9 protein-coding genes are annotated in these 14,053 nt (G+C 72.3%); 8 read left to right on the top strand and 1 reads right to left on the bottom strand.

All coding sequences use genetic code 11. The features are described from left to right. Complete coding sequence (locus ACIQG9_RS01460) at window positions 1–1,038, bottom strand: LacI family DNA-binding transcriptional regulator (RefSeq protein WP_400397141.1); 1,038 nt, start codon at window positions 1,036–1,038, stop codon at window positions 1–3. Window positions 1,039–1,312: 274 nt separating this feature from the next. Between ACIQG9_RS01460 and ACIQG9_RS01455 the strand changes: the two genes are divergently transcribed. From ACIQG9_RS01455 to ACIQG9_RS01420, 8 genes are all read left to right on the top strand, one after another. Further along, window positions 1,313–3,712, top strand: coding sequence for a beta-glucosidase (locus ACIQG9_RS01455; RefSeq protein ID WP_400397138.1), 2,400 nt, complete (start codon window positions 1,313–1,315; stop codon window positions 3,710–3,712). A gap of 10 nt (window positions 3,713–3,722) precedes the next feature. Next, window positions 3,723–4,697, top strand: coding sequence for an ABC transporter permease (locus tag ACIQG9_RS01450; RefSeq protein ID WP_400397136.1), 975 nt, complete (start codon window positions 3,723–3,725; stop codon window positions 4,695–4,697). Further along, window positions 4,694–5,617, top strand: coding sequence for a carbohydrate ABC transporter permease (locus tag ACIQG9_RS01445; protein ID WP_400397133.1), 924 nt, complete (start codon window positions 4,694–4,696; stop codon window positions 5,615–5,617). The genes ACIQG9_RS01450 and ACIQG9_RS01445 overlap by 4 nt, the downstream gene beginning before the upstream one ends. A gap of 78 nt (window positions 5,618–5,695) precedes the next feature. Beyond that, window positions 5,696–7,309 carry an extracellular solute-binding protein gene (locus ACIQG9_RS01440; protein ID WP_400397130.1) on the top strand — a complete coding sequence of 538 codons (1,614 nt, stop codon included), beginning with the start codon at window positions 5,696–5,698 and terminating at the stop codon, window positions 7,307–7,309. A gap of 88 nt (window positions 7,310–7,397) precedes the next feature. Next, window positions 7,398–9,092, top strand: a complete 1,695-nt coding sequence (locus ACIQG9_RS01435; RefSeq protein WP_400397128.1) for a xylan 1,4-beta-xylosidase — start codon at window positions 7,398–7,400, stop codon at window positions 9,090–9,092. Next, window positions 9,089–9,772, top strand: a complete 684-nt coding sequence (locus ACIQG9_RS01430) for a hypothetical protein (RefSeq protein WP_400397125.1) — start codon at window positions 9,089–9,091, stop codon at window positions 9,770–9,772. The genes ACIQG9_RS01435 and ACIQG9_RS01430 overlap by 4 nt, the downstream gene beginning before the upstream one ends. Then, window positions 9,769–11,802 carry a beta-galactosidase gene (locus ACIQG9_RS01425; protein WP_400397122.1) on the top strand — a complete coding sequence of 678 codons (2,034 nt, stop codon included), beginning with the start codon at window positions 9,769–9,771 and terminating at the stop codon, window positions 11,800–11,802. Before ACIQG9_RS01430 ends, ACIQG9_RS01425 begins: the two co-directional genes overlap by 4 nt. Beyond that, a complete protein-coding gene (locus tag ACIQG9_RS01420) occupies window positions 11,799–13,931 on the top strand; it encodes an alpha-glucuronidase (RefSeq protein ID WP_400397119.1) in 2,133 nt (710 codons plus the stop codon). The genes ACIQG9_RS01425 and ACIQG9_RS01420 overlap by 4 nt, the downstream gene beginning before the upstream one ends. Window positions 13,932–14,053: the final 122 nt, after the last annotated feature.

The raw sequence follows: 14,053 nt of genomic DNA, 5'->3' as shown, positions 1-14,053 counted from the left end.
TCAGCGTGGGTCGGCGGGGGACGTGGTGCTCTCCCGGACGACCAGTTCGGTCACCAGGTCGATCCGGCTGGTGGCCAGCTCGCCGTCCCGGGACAGCTCCAGCAGCATCCCGGTGGCGGTGCCGGCCATGTCGCGCAGCGGCTGGTTGACCGTGGTGAGTGGCGGGTCGGTCCAGCCGGCCACCGGCAGGTTGTCGTACCCGATCACCGAGAGGTCCTCGGGCACCCGCAGGCCGAGCTGCCGGGCGGCCCGCAGCACCCCGACGGCCTGCAGGTCCGACCCGGCGAAGATCGCGGTGGGCCGGTCGGGCCGGCCCAGCAGCTCCAGGCCGTGCGCGTGTCCGCTGTCGACGTAGAAGCTGCCGTAGCGCACCAGGTCGGGCTCGACGCTGAGCCCGACCTCGTCGTGGGCGGAGCGGAAGCCGGCGGCCCGGGCCTGACTGCACAGCACGTCCTGCGGCCCGGAGATGACGGCGATCCGTCGGTGCCCCAGCTCCAGCAGGTGACGGGTGGCCAGGAGGCCGCCGTTCCAGTTGTTCGAGCCGACGGTCGGCACCGAGGCCGAGGTCGCGCTGTCGGTGTCGACGACCACGAACGGGACGCCGTTGCCCGCCAGCAGGCGCTGCTGCGGTTCGGTCGGGTGGCAGAGCACGAAGAGCAGGCCGAGCGGACGCCGGGCGACCAGGGCGTTCAGCAGCCGCGGCGCGGGGCTGTGCGCCCCGTTGAGCTGGGAGACGGCGATCCCGAGGCCGGCGGCGGAGGTCACGGTCTCGACCCCGCGCATGATCTCCATCGCCCACTCCGGGTCGAACTCGTGGAAGACCAGGTCGATCTGCCCGGGGCCGGCCGACTGCCGTCGGCTCCGGCGACGGTAGCGGTGGCGTTCGAGGCTCTCCTCCACCCGGGCCCGGGTCTCGGCGGCGACGTCCGAGCGGCCGTTGAGGACCTTCGAGACGGTCGCCACGGAGACGCCCACCTCCTCGGCGATGATGGCGATGGTGGCCGAGGCGGGCGGGCTGAGCGCGCGTGACTCTGTCATCGAAGCCTCACCATGGACTTCCGAAAGTTTCGACGGGCTCTAGCCCGTCCGATCGGGATTCGGGGTGGCTGCTGAGGGTAACCGTTCGACGGGTGTGGATGCAATGAGTGCGGTGGCGCGCTCAAATGCTCCTTTTGAGACCCTTGACACGCACCCTTGTGGCCCCTAAGTTGCCGAAAAAGGTTCGCGGTGTTTACGAAATTTTCGGGCCGCGTCGCGCTTCCGTGGTCCCGCCCGACCGGGCGGGGACCCGGTCGGATCTGAGGGGTGTGGCATGAGAAGTCAGGTGCCCGTCGACCACGACCCGGCACCCCGCGACAGCGTGCCCTGGCGGGATCCTCGGCTGTCACCCACCCAGCGGGCCGAGGCGCTGGTCCCGCTGATGTCGCTGGAGGAGAAGGTCGCCCAGCTCGTCGGGGTCTGGGTCGGAGCCGAGGCGTCCGGGGACGGGGTCGCCCCGCACCAGGCCGACATGATCGACGGCGCGCCGACCTGGAGCACGATCATCCAGCACGGGCTGGGCCAGCTCACCAGGCCGTTCGGCACCGCGCCGGTCGACCCGGTGCGGGGCGCCCGCTCGCTGGCCGCCTCCCAGGCGCAGATCGTGGCGGCGAGCCGGTTCGGGATCCCCGCGCAGGTGCACGAGGAGTGCCTCACCGGCTTCGCCGCCTGGCGGGCCACCGTCTACCCGGCCCCGCTGGGCTGGGGCGCCTCCTTCGACCCCGAGCTGGTCGAGGAGATGGCCGGCCGGATCGGCCGGTCGATGCGCGCCGCCGGCGTGCACCAGGGCCTGGCGCCGGTGCTCGACGTGACCCGCGACTACCGCTGGGGGCGTACCGAGGAGACGATCGGCGAGGACCCGTACCTGGTCGGGACGACCGGCGCGGCGTACGTGCGGGGCCTCGAACGGGCCGGTGTGGTCGCCACCCTCAAGCACTTCGTCGGCTACTCCGCCTCCCGGGGCGGTCGCAACCTCGGCCCGGTGTCGATGGGCCGCCGGGAGTTGGCCGACGTCATCCTGCCGCCCTTCGAGATGGCCCTGCGCCTCGGCGGGGCGCGCTCGGTGATGCACTCGTACGCCGAGATCGACGGCCTGCCCGTCGCCGCCGACGAGGGGCTGCTGACCGGGCTGCTCCGTGACGAGTGGGGCTTCACCGGCACGGTGGTCGCGGACTACTTCGCGGTGCGTTTCCTGCAGACCCTGCACGGGGTCGCCGCCGACGCCGCCGACGCCGCCCGGCTCGCCCTGCGGGCCGGGATCGACGTCGAACTGCCCACCGTGGACGCCTACGGCGCCCCGCTGGTCGCCGCGGTCCGCTCCGGCGCGGTCGACGAGGCGCTGGTCGACCGCGCGCTGCGCCGGGTCCTGACCCAGAAGATCGAACTCGGCCTGCTCGACGAGGACTGGCAGGAACTGCCCGACGACGTGGCCGACCTGCGGCTGGACGACGGGGCCGGCCGGGACGTCGCCGTCCGCCTGGCCCGGGAGGCGGTGGTCCTGCTGCGCAACAGCGATGTGCTGCCGCTGCCCGCCGGCCGCCGGGTCGCCCTGGTGGGCCCGGTCGCCGACGACCCGATGGCGATGCTCGGCTGCTACTCGTTCCCCAACCACGTCGGCGTCCGGCATCCCGAGCACGGGCTCGGCCTGGACATCGCCTCGCTGCGCGACGAACTCGCCCGGCGGGTCCCGCGGCTCCGCTACGAGCCGGGCTGCGCCGTCACCGGCGGCGACACCTCCGGCATCCCGGCGGCGGTCGCGGCGGCCACCGACGCCGACGTCTGCGTGCTCGCCGTCGGCGACCGCGCGGGGATGTTCGGCCGGGGCACCTCCGGTGAGGGCTGCGACGCCGGTGACCTGCGCCTGCCCGGCGTCCAGGCCGAGCTGGTACGCGCCGTCCTCGCCACCGGCACCCCGGTCGTCCTGGTGCTGCTGACCGGGCGGCCCTACGCGCTCGGCCCGGAGTTCGACGCCGCGGCCGCCGTCGTGCAGGCGTTCTTCCTCGGCCAGCGCGGCGGGCAGGCGCTGGCCGAGGTGCTCACCGGCGCGGTGAACCCGTCCGGCCGGCTGCCGGTCAGCGTGCCCCGGGACGCGGCCGGCCTGCCCGGCACGTACCTGACGCCGAAGCTGGGCCGCCGCTCGGAGGTGTCGTCGGTCGACCCCACCCCGGCGTACCCGTTCGGTCACGGGTTGAGCTACACCACCTTCGACTGGTCCGACGCCGGGGTGTGCGGGCCGGCGGGCGAGCCGGCCGTCGACCCCGCCCCGGCGGCCCGCTGGCCGGTCGACGGGGCGGTGACGGTGGGGATCACCGTCCGCAACACCGGGTCCCGCGCCGGCACCGAGGTGGTCCAGCTCTACCTGCACGACCCGGTCGCGCAGACCACCAGGCCGGTGGTCCGGCTGGTCGGCTACGCCCGGGTGCCGCTGGAACCCGGCGCGGCGGCGCGGGTGACGTTCGGGGTCCCGGCCGACGTCGCGTCGTTCACCGGGCTGGGCGGCCGGCGCATCGTCGAACCCGGCGAGGTCGAACTGCGGTTCGGCCGGTCGAGCGGCGAGCCGGCGGCGACCCTGTCGCTGCGGCTGACCGGCGCCGAGCGCCCGGTCGGCAACCGGCGGGAGCTGCTCACCTCGGTGCGGGTCGACCCCGCCGTGGCCGTCCCGCACCCCGGATAGGAGGCCGAGGATGACATCTGAGACCCTACGGCCGCCGCAGCGGGCCCCGGCGGAGTCCGTCCCCGCACCCCGACGGCGTGGTCGTCATGGCTGGCGGCGGGCCCTGCGCCGGGACTGGCAGCTCTACTCGCTGGCGGTGCTGCCACTGCTGTTCTTCCTGGTCTTCCGGTACCTGCCGATGATCGGCAACGTGATCGCGTTCCGCCGCTTCGCACCCGGCGGCAGCATCCTCGGCGAATACTGGGTCGGCCTGCGGTACTTCCGGATGTTCCTCGCCGATCCGACCTTCTGGCAGGTGTTCACCAACACCCTGCTGCTGGGGACGCTGACCCTGCTGTTCTGCTTCCCGCTGCCGGTCGTGCTGGCGCTGCTGCTCAACGAGGTCCGCACCGGCAAGCTCAAGCGGTTCGTCCAGTCGGTGTCCTACCTGCCGCACTTCCTGTCCATCGTGATCGTGGCGGCGATGGTGATGCAGTTGCTGTCCATGGACGGCTCGGTCAACCAGGTCGTCCGGGTCCTCGGCGGGGACGGCGTGCCGTTCCTGCAACAGCCGGGCTGGTTCCGCGCCGTCTACGTCTCCTCCGAGGTCTGGCAGACCGTCGGCTGGGGGACGATCCTCTACCTGGCCGCGCTCACCACCATCGACGAGAACCTGTACGAGGCGGCCCGGATCGACGGGGCCAACCGCTGGCGGCAGACCTGGCACGTGACCCTGCCCGGCATCCGGCCGACGATGGTGACGCTGCTGATCCTCAACATCGGCACGTTCATGGCGGTCGGGTTCGAGAAGATCCTGCTGCTGTACAACCCGCTGACCTACCCGACCGCGGACGTGATCTCCACGTACCTCTACCGGATGGGCTTCGAGTCCAGCAACTTCAGCTACGCCGCCGCCATCGGCCTGTTCGAGGCGGTGATCGGGCTGGTCCTGGTCCTGACGGCCAACACGATCTCCCGTCGTACGGTGGGGACGAGCCTGTGGTGACCGAGGTGGCCGGCGGGGCCGCCCCGGGGCCCCGCCGCCGGCGGGGGATCCGGCCGACCCGGGGCTACCGGGTGTTCCAGGCGGTCAACGGGGTCGTCCTGACGCTCGTCGTGATCGTGACGCTCTACCCCTTCGTCAACATCGTGGCCCGGTCGCTCAGCGACGAGGCGCCGATCATCGCCGGGAAGGTCAACCTCGTCCCGCAGGGCTTCAACCTCACCGCCTACCGGCTGGTGATGGCCGACCCGATGTTCTGGACGAACTACCGCAACACCGTGGTGTACACCGTCGTCGCCACGGCCATCTCGATCGTGCTGACCACCTGCTACGCGTACGTCCTGTCGAAGCACCAGCTCAGGGGGCGGGGCCTGCTGGTCGGCATCGCGGTGTTCACCATGTTCTTCTCCGGCGGGCTGATCCCCAACTACGTGCTCATCACCAGCCTGGGCATGAAGAACAGCATCTGGGCGGTCGTCGTGCCCAACGCCATCAACGTGTTCAACCTGCTGGTGATGAAGGCGTTCTTCGAGAGCCTGCCGGTGGAGCTGGAGGAGGCCGCCGCCGTCGACGGCCTGAGCACGTACGGCATCCTGCTGCGGATCGTGCTGCCGCTGTCGAAGGCCATCATCGCCACCATGGTGCTGTTCTACGCGGTGTCCTTCTGGAACTCGTGGTTCACCGCCTTCCTCTACCTGGACCAGCAGGAGATGTTCCCGGTCACCGTCTACCTGCGCAATCTCATCGCCGGTGCGACCGGGGCGCAGTCGGCCGGCGGTGTCGCGGACGCCGACGCGGTCCAGGCCGCGGCCACCATCCAGTCCGTGACCATCGTGCTCACCACCCTGCCGATCCTCGCGGTCTACCCCTTCGTCCAGCGGTACTTCGTGTCCGGCGTGATGCTCGGCGCGGTCAAGGGGTAGCCCGGCGGCCGGCTCCGCACCCCACCACCCCACCACCCATTGAAAGGACGAGCCGTGTTCCACAGAACGTGGCGCCGCGTGGCGACAGCCACGGCCGGGCTGCTCACCGTCGCCCTGGTCGGCGCCTGCTCCGAGGACTCCCCGGAGGCCAAGGACCTCTCCGGGAACCGGGCCGGCGCGATGGCCGACTTCGGCGTCGGCGACCAGTTCAAGGCCACCGAGTCGCTGTCCTTCCCGATCCTCTACAACAACCACCCGAACTATCCGCTGAAGGACGACTGGCCGTTCTGGTCGGAGATCACCAAGCGGACCAACGTCAAGCTCGAACCGGTCGCGGTGCCGCTGAGCGACTACGAGCAGAAGCGCAGCCTGCTGCTCGGCGCGGGCGACGCGCCGTTGATCATCCCGAAGACCTACCACCCGGCGGAGAACGCCTTCGTCTCCTCCGGCGCGATCCTCCCGGTCAGCGACTACCTCGACCTGATGCCCAACCTCAAGGACAAGATCGACAAGTGGCGGCTCCAGCCGGAGCTGGACACGTTGCGGCAGTCCGACGGCAAGTTCTACCTGCTGCCCGGGGTACACGAGAAGCCCTGGCACGACTACTCGCTGGCGGTGCGCACCGACATCCTCCAGCAGCTCAACCTGGCGGTCCCGAAGACCTGGGACGAGCTGTACACGGTGCTCAAGGCGATGAAGGCGAAGTACCCGGACACGTACCCGTTCTCCGACCGGTGGGGCAAGCCCACCCCGGGCGGCGCCCTGCTGAACATCCTCGGCGCCTCCTACGGCACCCAGGCCGGCTGGAACTACCAGCACGCCACCTGGGACCCGGCGGCGAAGAAGTTCGGCTACACCGGCGCGACCGAGCAGTACAAGCAGATGCTCCAGTACCTCAACAAGCTCGTCGCCGAGGGTCTGATGGACCCGGAGAGCTTCACCCAGACCGACGACGCGGCGCGGCAGAAGCTTGCCAACGGCAGGTCCTTCGTCATCAGCAGCAACGCCCAGACCCTGGTCAACGACTACCGGCCGGACCTGGCCAAGACCCAGCCGAACGCCACCCTGGTGAAGATCCCGCTGCCGGTCGGACCGGCCGGGGAGATCAACCCCGCCAGCCGGCTGGAGAACGGCATCGTGATCTCCAAGAAGGCCCGGGACAGCAAGAACTTCGTCGCGATGATGCAGTTCGTCGACTGGCTCTGGTACTCCGACGCCGGCCAGGAGTTCGCCAAGTGGGGCGTCGAGGGGACCACGTACACCAAGGACGCCTCCGGCAAGCGCACCCTCGCCTCCGACGTCAACGTGATCGGGCTCAACCCCACCGCGACCAAGCACCTCCAGAAAGACTTCGGCTTCTACAACGGGGTGTTCGCCTACGGCGGCAAGCTCGACCTGGTGCAGTCCTTCTTCTCCCCGGAGGAGCTGGAGTTCCAGAAGGTGATGAACGCGCGCAAGCCGATCGAGGTGTCGCCGCCGTACCCGCTCACCGACGCCGAACGCGAGCAGGCGTCGCTGTGGGAGACGCCGTTGAAGGACCACGTCACCCAGAACTCGTTGAAGTTCATCCTCGGCCAGCGGCCCTTCACCGAGTGGGACGCCTACCTGGGTGAGCTGAAGGCCAAGAACTCGGAGCAGTACGTCGAGCTGGTCAACAAGGCGTACGAGCGCTTCCAGAAGGACAACGGCTGACCCGCCCGGTCCGGCCGGCCCCGTCCTGCGGGCCCGGCCGGACCGGCGGCCGGCGGCCGGCACCGCGACGACCAGAGGACGGACGACGATGCGGATCACCGTTCCCGCCCAACCCGTGGGGCGGCTCACCGACGCCTGGCGTACCTGCGTCGGCACCGGGCGGTTCGAGCTGGCTCTGCGACGCGACTACCAGGACTCGCTGGCCCTGATCCAGCGGGACATCGGCTTCCGGCACATCCGTGGACACGGCCTGCTCAGCGACGGCGTGGGCGTCCACCGCCCCTACGACCACCAGGGCGAACGCCGGATACACCACGCCTTCACGTACGTCGACCAGGTGGTCGACGCCTACCTCGACCTGGGCATCCGGCCCTTCGTGGAGCTGGGCTTCATGCCCTCGGCCCTCGCCTCCGGCGACCAGACGGTCTTCTGGTGGCGGGGCAACGTCACCCCGCCCCGCTCCTGGTCGGAGTGGGCGGACCTGGTCCGGGACACGGTGGCCCACCTGGTCGACCGGTACGGGCTCGACGAGGTGCGCGGCTGGCCGATCGAGGTGTGGAACGAACCCAACCTGACCAACTTCTGGCAGGCCGCCGACCAGGACGCCTACCACCGCCTGTACGAGGTGTCCGCGTGCGCGGTCAAGGAGGTCGACGCCGACCTCCAGGTCGGTGGCCCGGCCCTGTCGCCCGGGTCGGACGACTGGCTGGCCCCCTTCGCCGACTTCGTCACCGACCACGAGGTGCCGGTCGACTTCGTCAGCCGGCACGCCTACACCTCCGGCCCGGCCCAGCACGTGCCGTTCGGCACGTACCAGACCCTGGCCCCGGCGTCGGAGCTGCTGGAACAGTTCGCCGCCCCACGCCGGCACCTGTACGGCACCGCCCTGGCCGACCTGCCGGTGCACATCACCGAGTTCAACTCGTCCTACCGGCCGGACAACCCGATCCACGACACCGCGCTGCACGCCGCGTACCTCGCCCCGGTGCTGGCCGCCGGGGGTGACCTGGTCGACTCCTTCTCGTACTGGACGTTCAGCGACATGTTCGAGGAGGAGGGGGTGCCGACCGCGCTGTTCCACGGCGGGTTCGGCCTGCTCACCCACCGTCAGATCAAGAAGCCCACCTACCACCTGTACGCGTTCATGGCCCGCCTCGGTGACGAGGTGCTGGCGCGCGGGACCGACCACCTGGTCACCCGGCACGCCGACGGCCGGATCGCCGTGCTCGCCTGGGCCCCGGTGGACGTCACCGGCCGGACGCCGGTGGCCGACCGGCATTCGCTGGCCCTGTCGGTCCCGCTCGGCCCGCCGGGCGCGACGGCGGCGTTCCTGCTGCGCTCCTCGGTCAGCGAGGAGGCCGGTAACGCCTGGGCGGCCTGGGGCGAGATGGGCCGCCCCCGGTCCCCCCGCCCCGGTCAGCTCGACGCCCTGCGGGAGGCCGCCGAACCGGCCCGCTCCCACCGGGCCCTGCCGGTCACCGCCGGCCGGGTCGCCCTCGATCTCACCCTCGCCCGGCACGAGGTCACCCTCGTCGAGCTGACCCCGGTGCGGGACGAGACCCCACCGTGGTGGGACGACGACCGGCTGCTCGGCGCGGCCGGCCGGCCCGCGCCGGCCGTGCCGACCGCATCCGTCGCGTCCCGCCCCGGGAGCGCACCGCAGGAGCAGCCGCCCGGCGCGCCCCGACCGGGGGTCGACCCGCCGGAGCCGGCTGGTCCCGATGCCGGGTCCGCGCCGCCGGAGCCGGACGGTTCCGGGTCCGCGCCGCCGGAGCCGGCGTGAGCGCGCAGCCCTGGCGGCAGTTCGGTGACGGCCCGTTGTCGCGGGCCGCCGCGTCCGTCCACATCCTGCTCGTCGTCGAACTGCTGCTCGTGCTCACCACCCTGCCGGGCCTCGTCCCACTCGTCCTGCTCGGCCCCGATCCCCGCAACCTGCCGCTGGTCGCGGCCTGCCTGCTCCCGGTCGGCCCGGCGGTCTCCGCCGCCCTGTACGCGCTGCGCCACCAGCGCCCCGACCTGACGGACCTGCGGCCCGCCGCCGCGTTCCGGCGCGGCTACCGGGCCAACCTGCCCGCCGTGCTGCGGGTCTGGGCGCCGATGCTGCTGTGGCTGACCGTCATCGCGGTGAACCTCGCCCACCTGCCCGCCGCGGCCGTCCCGATCTGGTGGGCGGTGCCGCTGGTGCTGGTCGGGCTGGGGGTGTCCCTGGTCGGCGCGAACGCCCTGCTGATCGCCTCGCTGTTCACCTTCCGGACCCGCGACGCGCTGCGGCTGGCCCTGCACTTCCTGGTACGCGCTCCCGGCGTCACGGTCGGCAACGCCGCCCTGCTGGCCGCCGCGGCGGGGGTGACCGCGGTCTTCTCCGAGGCGGTGCTCGCGCTGCTGGCCGCGTTGTTCGTCCTGGCGTTCCTGCGGATCGGCGCACCGATGATCGACACGATTCGGACGGAGTTCACCGCATGAGCCTGCCCGCCACCTCGAAGGTGCCCTTCGGCGGCGACTACAACCCGGAGCAGTGGCCCGAGGACGTGTGGAAGGAGGACCACCGGCTCTTCGACCTGGCCCGGATCGACACGGTGACCCTCGGGGTGTTCGACTGGGCGCTCACCCAGCCCGCCGAGGACGTCTACGACTTCGCGCTGCTGGACCGGATCGTCGAGCTGGCCGGCGCGCAGCGGCGTGGCATCTGCCTGGCGACCGGGACGGGCGCGCACCCGCCGTGGCTGGCCAAGGCGCATCCGGAGGTGACCCGGACCGACTTCGAGGGCCGTCGGCACCGGTACGGGCAGCGGCACAACTCCTGCCCCAGCTCCCCGGTGTTCCGCCGGCTCTCCACCGAGCTGGCCCGCCGGGTCGCCCGCCGGTACGCCGGCCACCCGGCGGTCGTCGCCTGGCACGTCGGCAACGAGTACGGCGGCGCCTGCTACTGCGACCTCTGCGCGGCCGGCTTCCGCGCCTGGCTGCGCCGCCGCTACGGCACCCTCGACCAGCTCAACGCCGCCTGGTACACCACCTTCTGGTCGCACACCTTCACCGACTGGGACCAGATCGAGCCGCCGTCGGCGCTGACCGAGCACTGGCGCGGCCCGGACCACACCGCCTTCCCGGGCATCACCCTGGACTACCTGCGGTTCACCTCGGACGCCATGCTGACCAACTTTCGCGACGAGAAGGCCGCCATCCGGGAGGCCAGCCCGGACCTGCCGGTGACCACGAACTTCATGGGCATGTACCGGCCGGTCGACTACCACCGCTGGGCCGAACACCTGGACTTCGCCTCCTGGGACAACTATCCGCCGGACGACTCCTCGGCGGCCCGGATGGCGTTGACCCACGACCTGATGCGCGGGCTGAAGGACGGCCAGCCGTTCTGGCTGATGGAGCAGACCCCCAGCGTCACCGCCTGCCGGGACGTGAACCCGGTGAAGCGCCCCGGGCTGATGCGGCTGTGGAGCTGGCAGGCGGTGGCGCACGGCGCGGACGCGGTGCTCTTCTTCCAGCTCCGGGCGTCCCGGGGAGCCTGCGAGAAGTACCACGGCGCGGTGATCGGGCACGCCGGCCGCTCCGACACCCGGGTGTTCCGCGAGGTCGCGGAGCTGGGCGCGGAGCTGGACCGGCTCGGCGACGCGTCGCTGGGCGCGCGTACCCCGGCCCGGGTGGCGCTGCTGTTCGACTGGGACAGCTGGTGGGCGCTGGAGATCTCCGACGGCCCGTCCCGGCTGGTCCGCTACCAGCAGGTCGTGCTGGCGTACCACCGGGCGCTGTGGGACGCCGGGGTCGACCTGGACGTGGTCGCGGTGACCGCCGACCTGTCCCGGTACGACGTGGTGGTCGCGCCGGCCCTGCACATGCTCAAGGGGGACCTGCCGCAGCGCCTGGAGGCGGTGGCCGCCCGGGGCGGCTCGGTGCTGACCACGTACCTGTCGGGGCGGGTGGACGAGAACGACAACGCGTTCCTGATGGACGTGCCCGGCCCGCTCGGGCAGCTCATGGGGGTGCGGGTCGACGAGTGGGACGCCCGGGAGCCGGCGGTGGTCAACCCGGTCCGCCTCGGCGCCGGCCCCGACCAGGTGGAGGTCGGGTCGCGGCTGCTGTTCGAGCTGGTCGTCGCGCAGGGCGCGGAGGTGGTCGGCACCTACCGGGCCGACTTCTACGCCGGCACCCCGGCGGTGACCCGCAACGCCTTCGGCGCCGGGCACGGCTGGTACGTCGCGGCCGGGCTGGACCAGGCCGGGGTCCGCTGGGTGGTCCGCCGGGTGCTGGCCCGGCACGATCTGCTCGGGCCGTATCCGGACGTGCCCGATCTGGAGTCCGCCGTCCGGGTCGCCCCGGACGGGACGCGGCTGCTGTTCCTGCTCAACCACCGCGCCGAGCCGGTCGAGGTGACCGCCCGTACCGGCGGGGTGGACCTGCTGACCGGTGACCGGGTGCCGCCCGGCGGGCCGCTGCGGTTGCCGGAACGGGGAGTCGTGGTGTTGCGGGAGGACCGATGAACGGCGAGGAACCGATGGCGCACGCGGCCTGGCTGCCGGCGGAGGCGTTCGGGGCGCTCGGTGCGCGCCGGGTCCTGGTGCACGGCGAGGGCCTGCTCGTCGACACGGTCTTCGACGAGGTGGCGGGGGCCTGCGCCGGGCACGGCGGGCAGGTGTGGCGGACCGGCGTCGGTGCGGAGTCCGGCGACGCACCGACGGCCGGTGCCGTCCGGCCGGTGGCGGGCGGGTCGGCGGTCGGCGCCGTCGACCTGGTGCTCGCCCTGCGCGGCCCGGGACCGCTGCCGGCGGTGGTGGCGCGGGCCGGGACGACGACCGGGGACGACGGACCGCTCGGCGACGAGGGGTTCCTGCTGGCCCGCGCCGACGACGTGACGGTGGTGCTGGCCGACGCGCCGGCCGGCCTGCTGTACGGGCTGTTCCACCTGGTCCGGCTCGGCGAGGCGGCCTTCGACGCCGAGTTGCCGGTGCGGCGGCACCGGCCCGCGTTGCGCCGGCGGATGCTCGACCACTGGGACAACGTGGCCGTGCACCCGGTGATGGGGCAGGTGGAGCGGGGCTACGCGGGCGGCTCGATCTTCTGGCGGGACGGCGCGGCCCGCCGTGACGCGCCGCGGATCCGGGCGTACGGTCGGCTGCTGGCCGGCTGCGGGGTCAACGCGATCTCGGTGAACAACGTCAACGTGCACGCCACCGAGGCGCGGCTGCTGACTGACCGGCTCGACGAGGTGGCCTGGATCGCGGACGCCCTGCGCCTGTACGGCGTCCGGGTGCACCTGTCGGTCACCTTCGCCGCCCCCGTGGTGCTCGGCGACCTGCCCACCGCCGACCCGCTGGACGAGAAGGTGCGGGACTGGTGGGCCACCACCAGCGCCCAGGTGTACGCGCGGATCCCGGACTTCGGCGGTTACCTGGTCAAGGCCGACTCGGAGGGGCAGCCCGGCCCGTTCAGCTACGGGCGGGACCACGCCGACGGGGCGAACCTGCTCGCCGAGGCGCTCGCCCCGTACGGGGGAGTGGTGCACTGGCGGGCGTTCGTCTACGACCACCGTCAGGACTGGCGGGACCGGTTCACCGACCGGGCCCGGGCCGCGTACGACCATTTCGCCCCGCTGGACGGGAGGTTCCACGACAACGTGGTCCTCCAGGTGAAGTTCGGTCCGCTGGACTTCCAGGTCCGTGAGCCGGTCTCGCCGGTCATCGCGGCCATGCCGGCCACCCGGCTGGCCGTGGAGCTCCAGGTGACCCAGGAGTACACCGGCCAGCAGCGGCACGTCTGCTACCTCGGCCCCTGGTGGAGCGAGGTGTTGGGCTTCCGGCCGTGGGGGCCGGGCGAGCGGACCGTCGCCGACGTGCTGGCGGACGTGCCGGGCCCGGGACCGGCCCGGGGCGGGGACCTGGTCGCGGTCGCCAACGTGGGCGACGACCCGTACTGGTGTGGGCATCCGCTGGCCCAGGCCAACCTGTACGCCTTCGGCCGGCTGGCCTGGGATCCTCGGCTGGACCCGGGGGCGGTCCTCGACGAGTGGATCGACCTGACCTTCCCGCCGTCCACCAGCGGTGACCCGGCACTGGTGCGGGCGACGCTGCACGCGGTCATGGACGGTTCCTGGCGCACCTACGAGCGGTACACCACGCCGCTGGGCGTCGGCTTCATGGTCCGTCCCGGGCACCACTACGGCCCGGACGTGGACGGCTACGAGTACACCCCGTGGGGCACGTACCACTTCGCCGACCGGGACGGTGTCGGCGTGGACCGGAGCCGGGCGACCGGCACCGGCTTCACCGGCCAGTACCCGCCGCCCTGGTCACAGGTGTACGAGTCGCGCGAGCACTGCCCCGACGAGCTGCTCCTCTTCTTCCACCACGTCCCGTACTCCCACGTCCTGCACAGCGGGTCGACCGTCGTGCAGCACATCTACGACACGCACTTCGCCGGGGTGGAGCAGGTGGTGGCGATGCGGGAGCGGTGGCGGCGGCTCGCCGGGACGATCGACCCGGCCGTGTACGAGCGGGTCGGCGAACGCCTCGACGAGCAGGTGCGCAGCGCCACCGAGTGGCGGGACCAGCTCAACACGTACTTCTTCCGCAAGTCCGGGGTGCCGGACGCCCGGGGCCGCCGGATCCACTGACGGCCGGCGTCGGGCGGTAGCGGCCCCGGCGTCACCGGGGTCTGTTTCCTGGCCGGCTGTCCGGTCGGGTCGGCGAACAGGTGACCGGGCTGATCAGGAATCAAGAAGCGCCGGCCCCGAGC

Source organism: Micromonospora sp. NPDC092111, assembly GCF_044755745.1.
Lineage (GTDB): Bacteria > Actinomycetota > Actinomycetes > Mycobacteriales > Micromonosporaceae > Micromonospora.
Note: the sequence above shows the minus strand (reverse complement) of the source record. Positions and strands in the feature narration are given on the sequence as shown.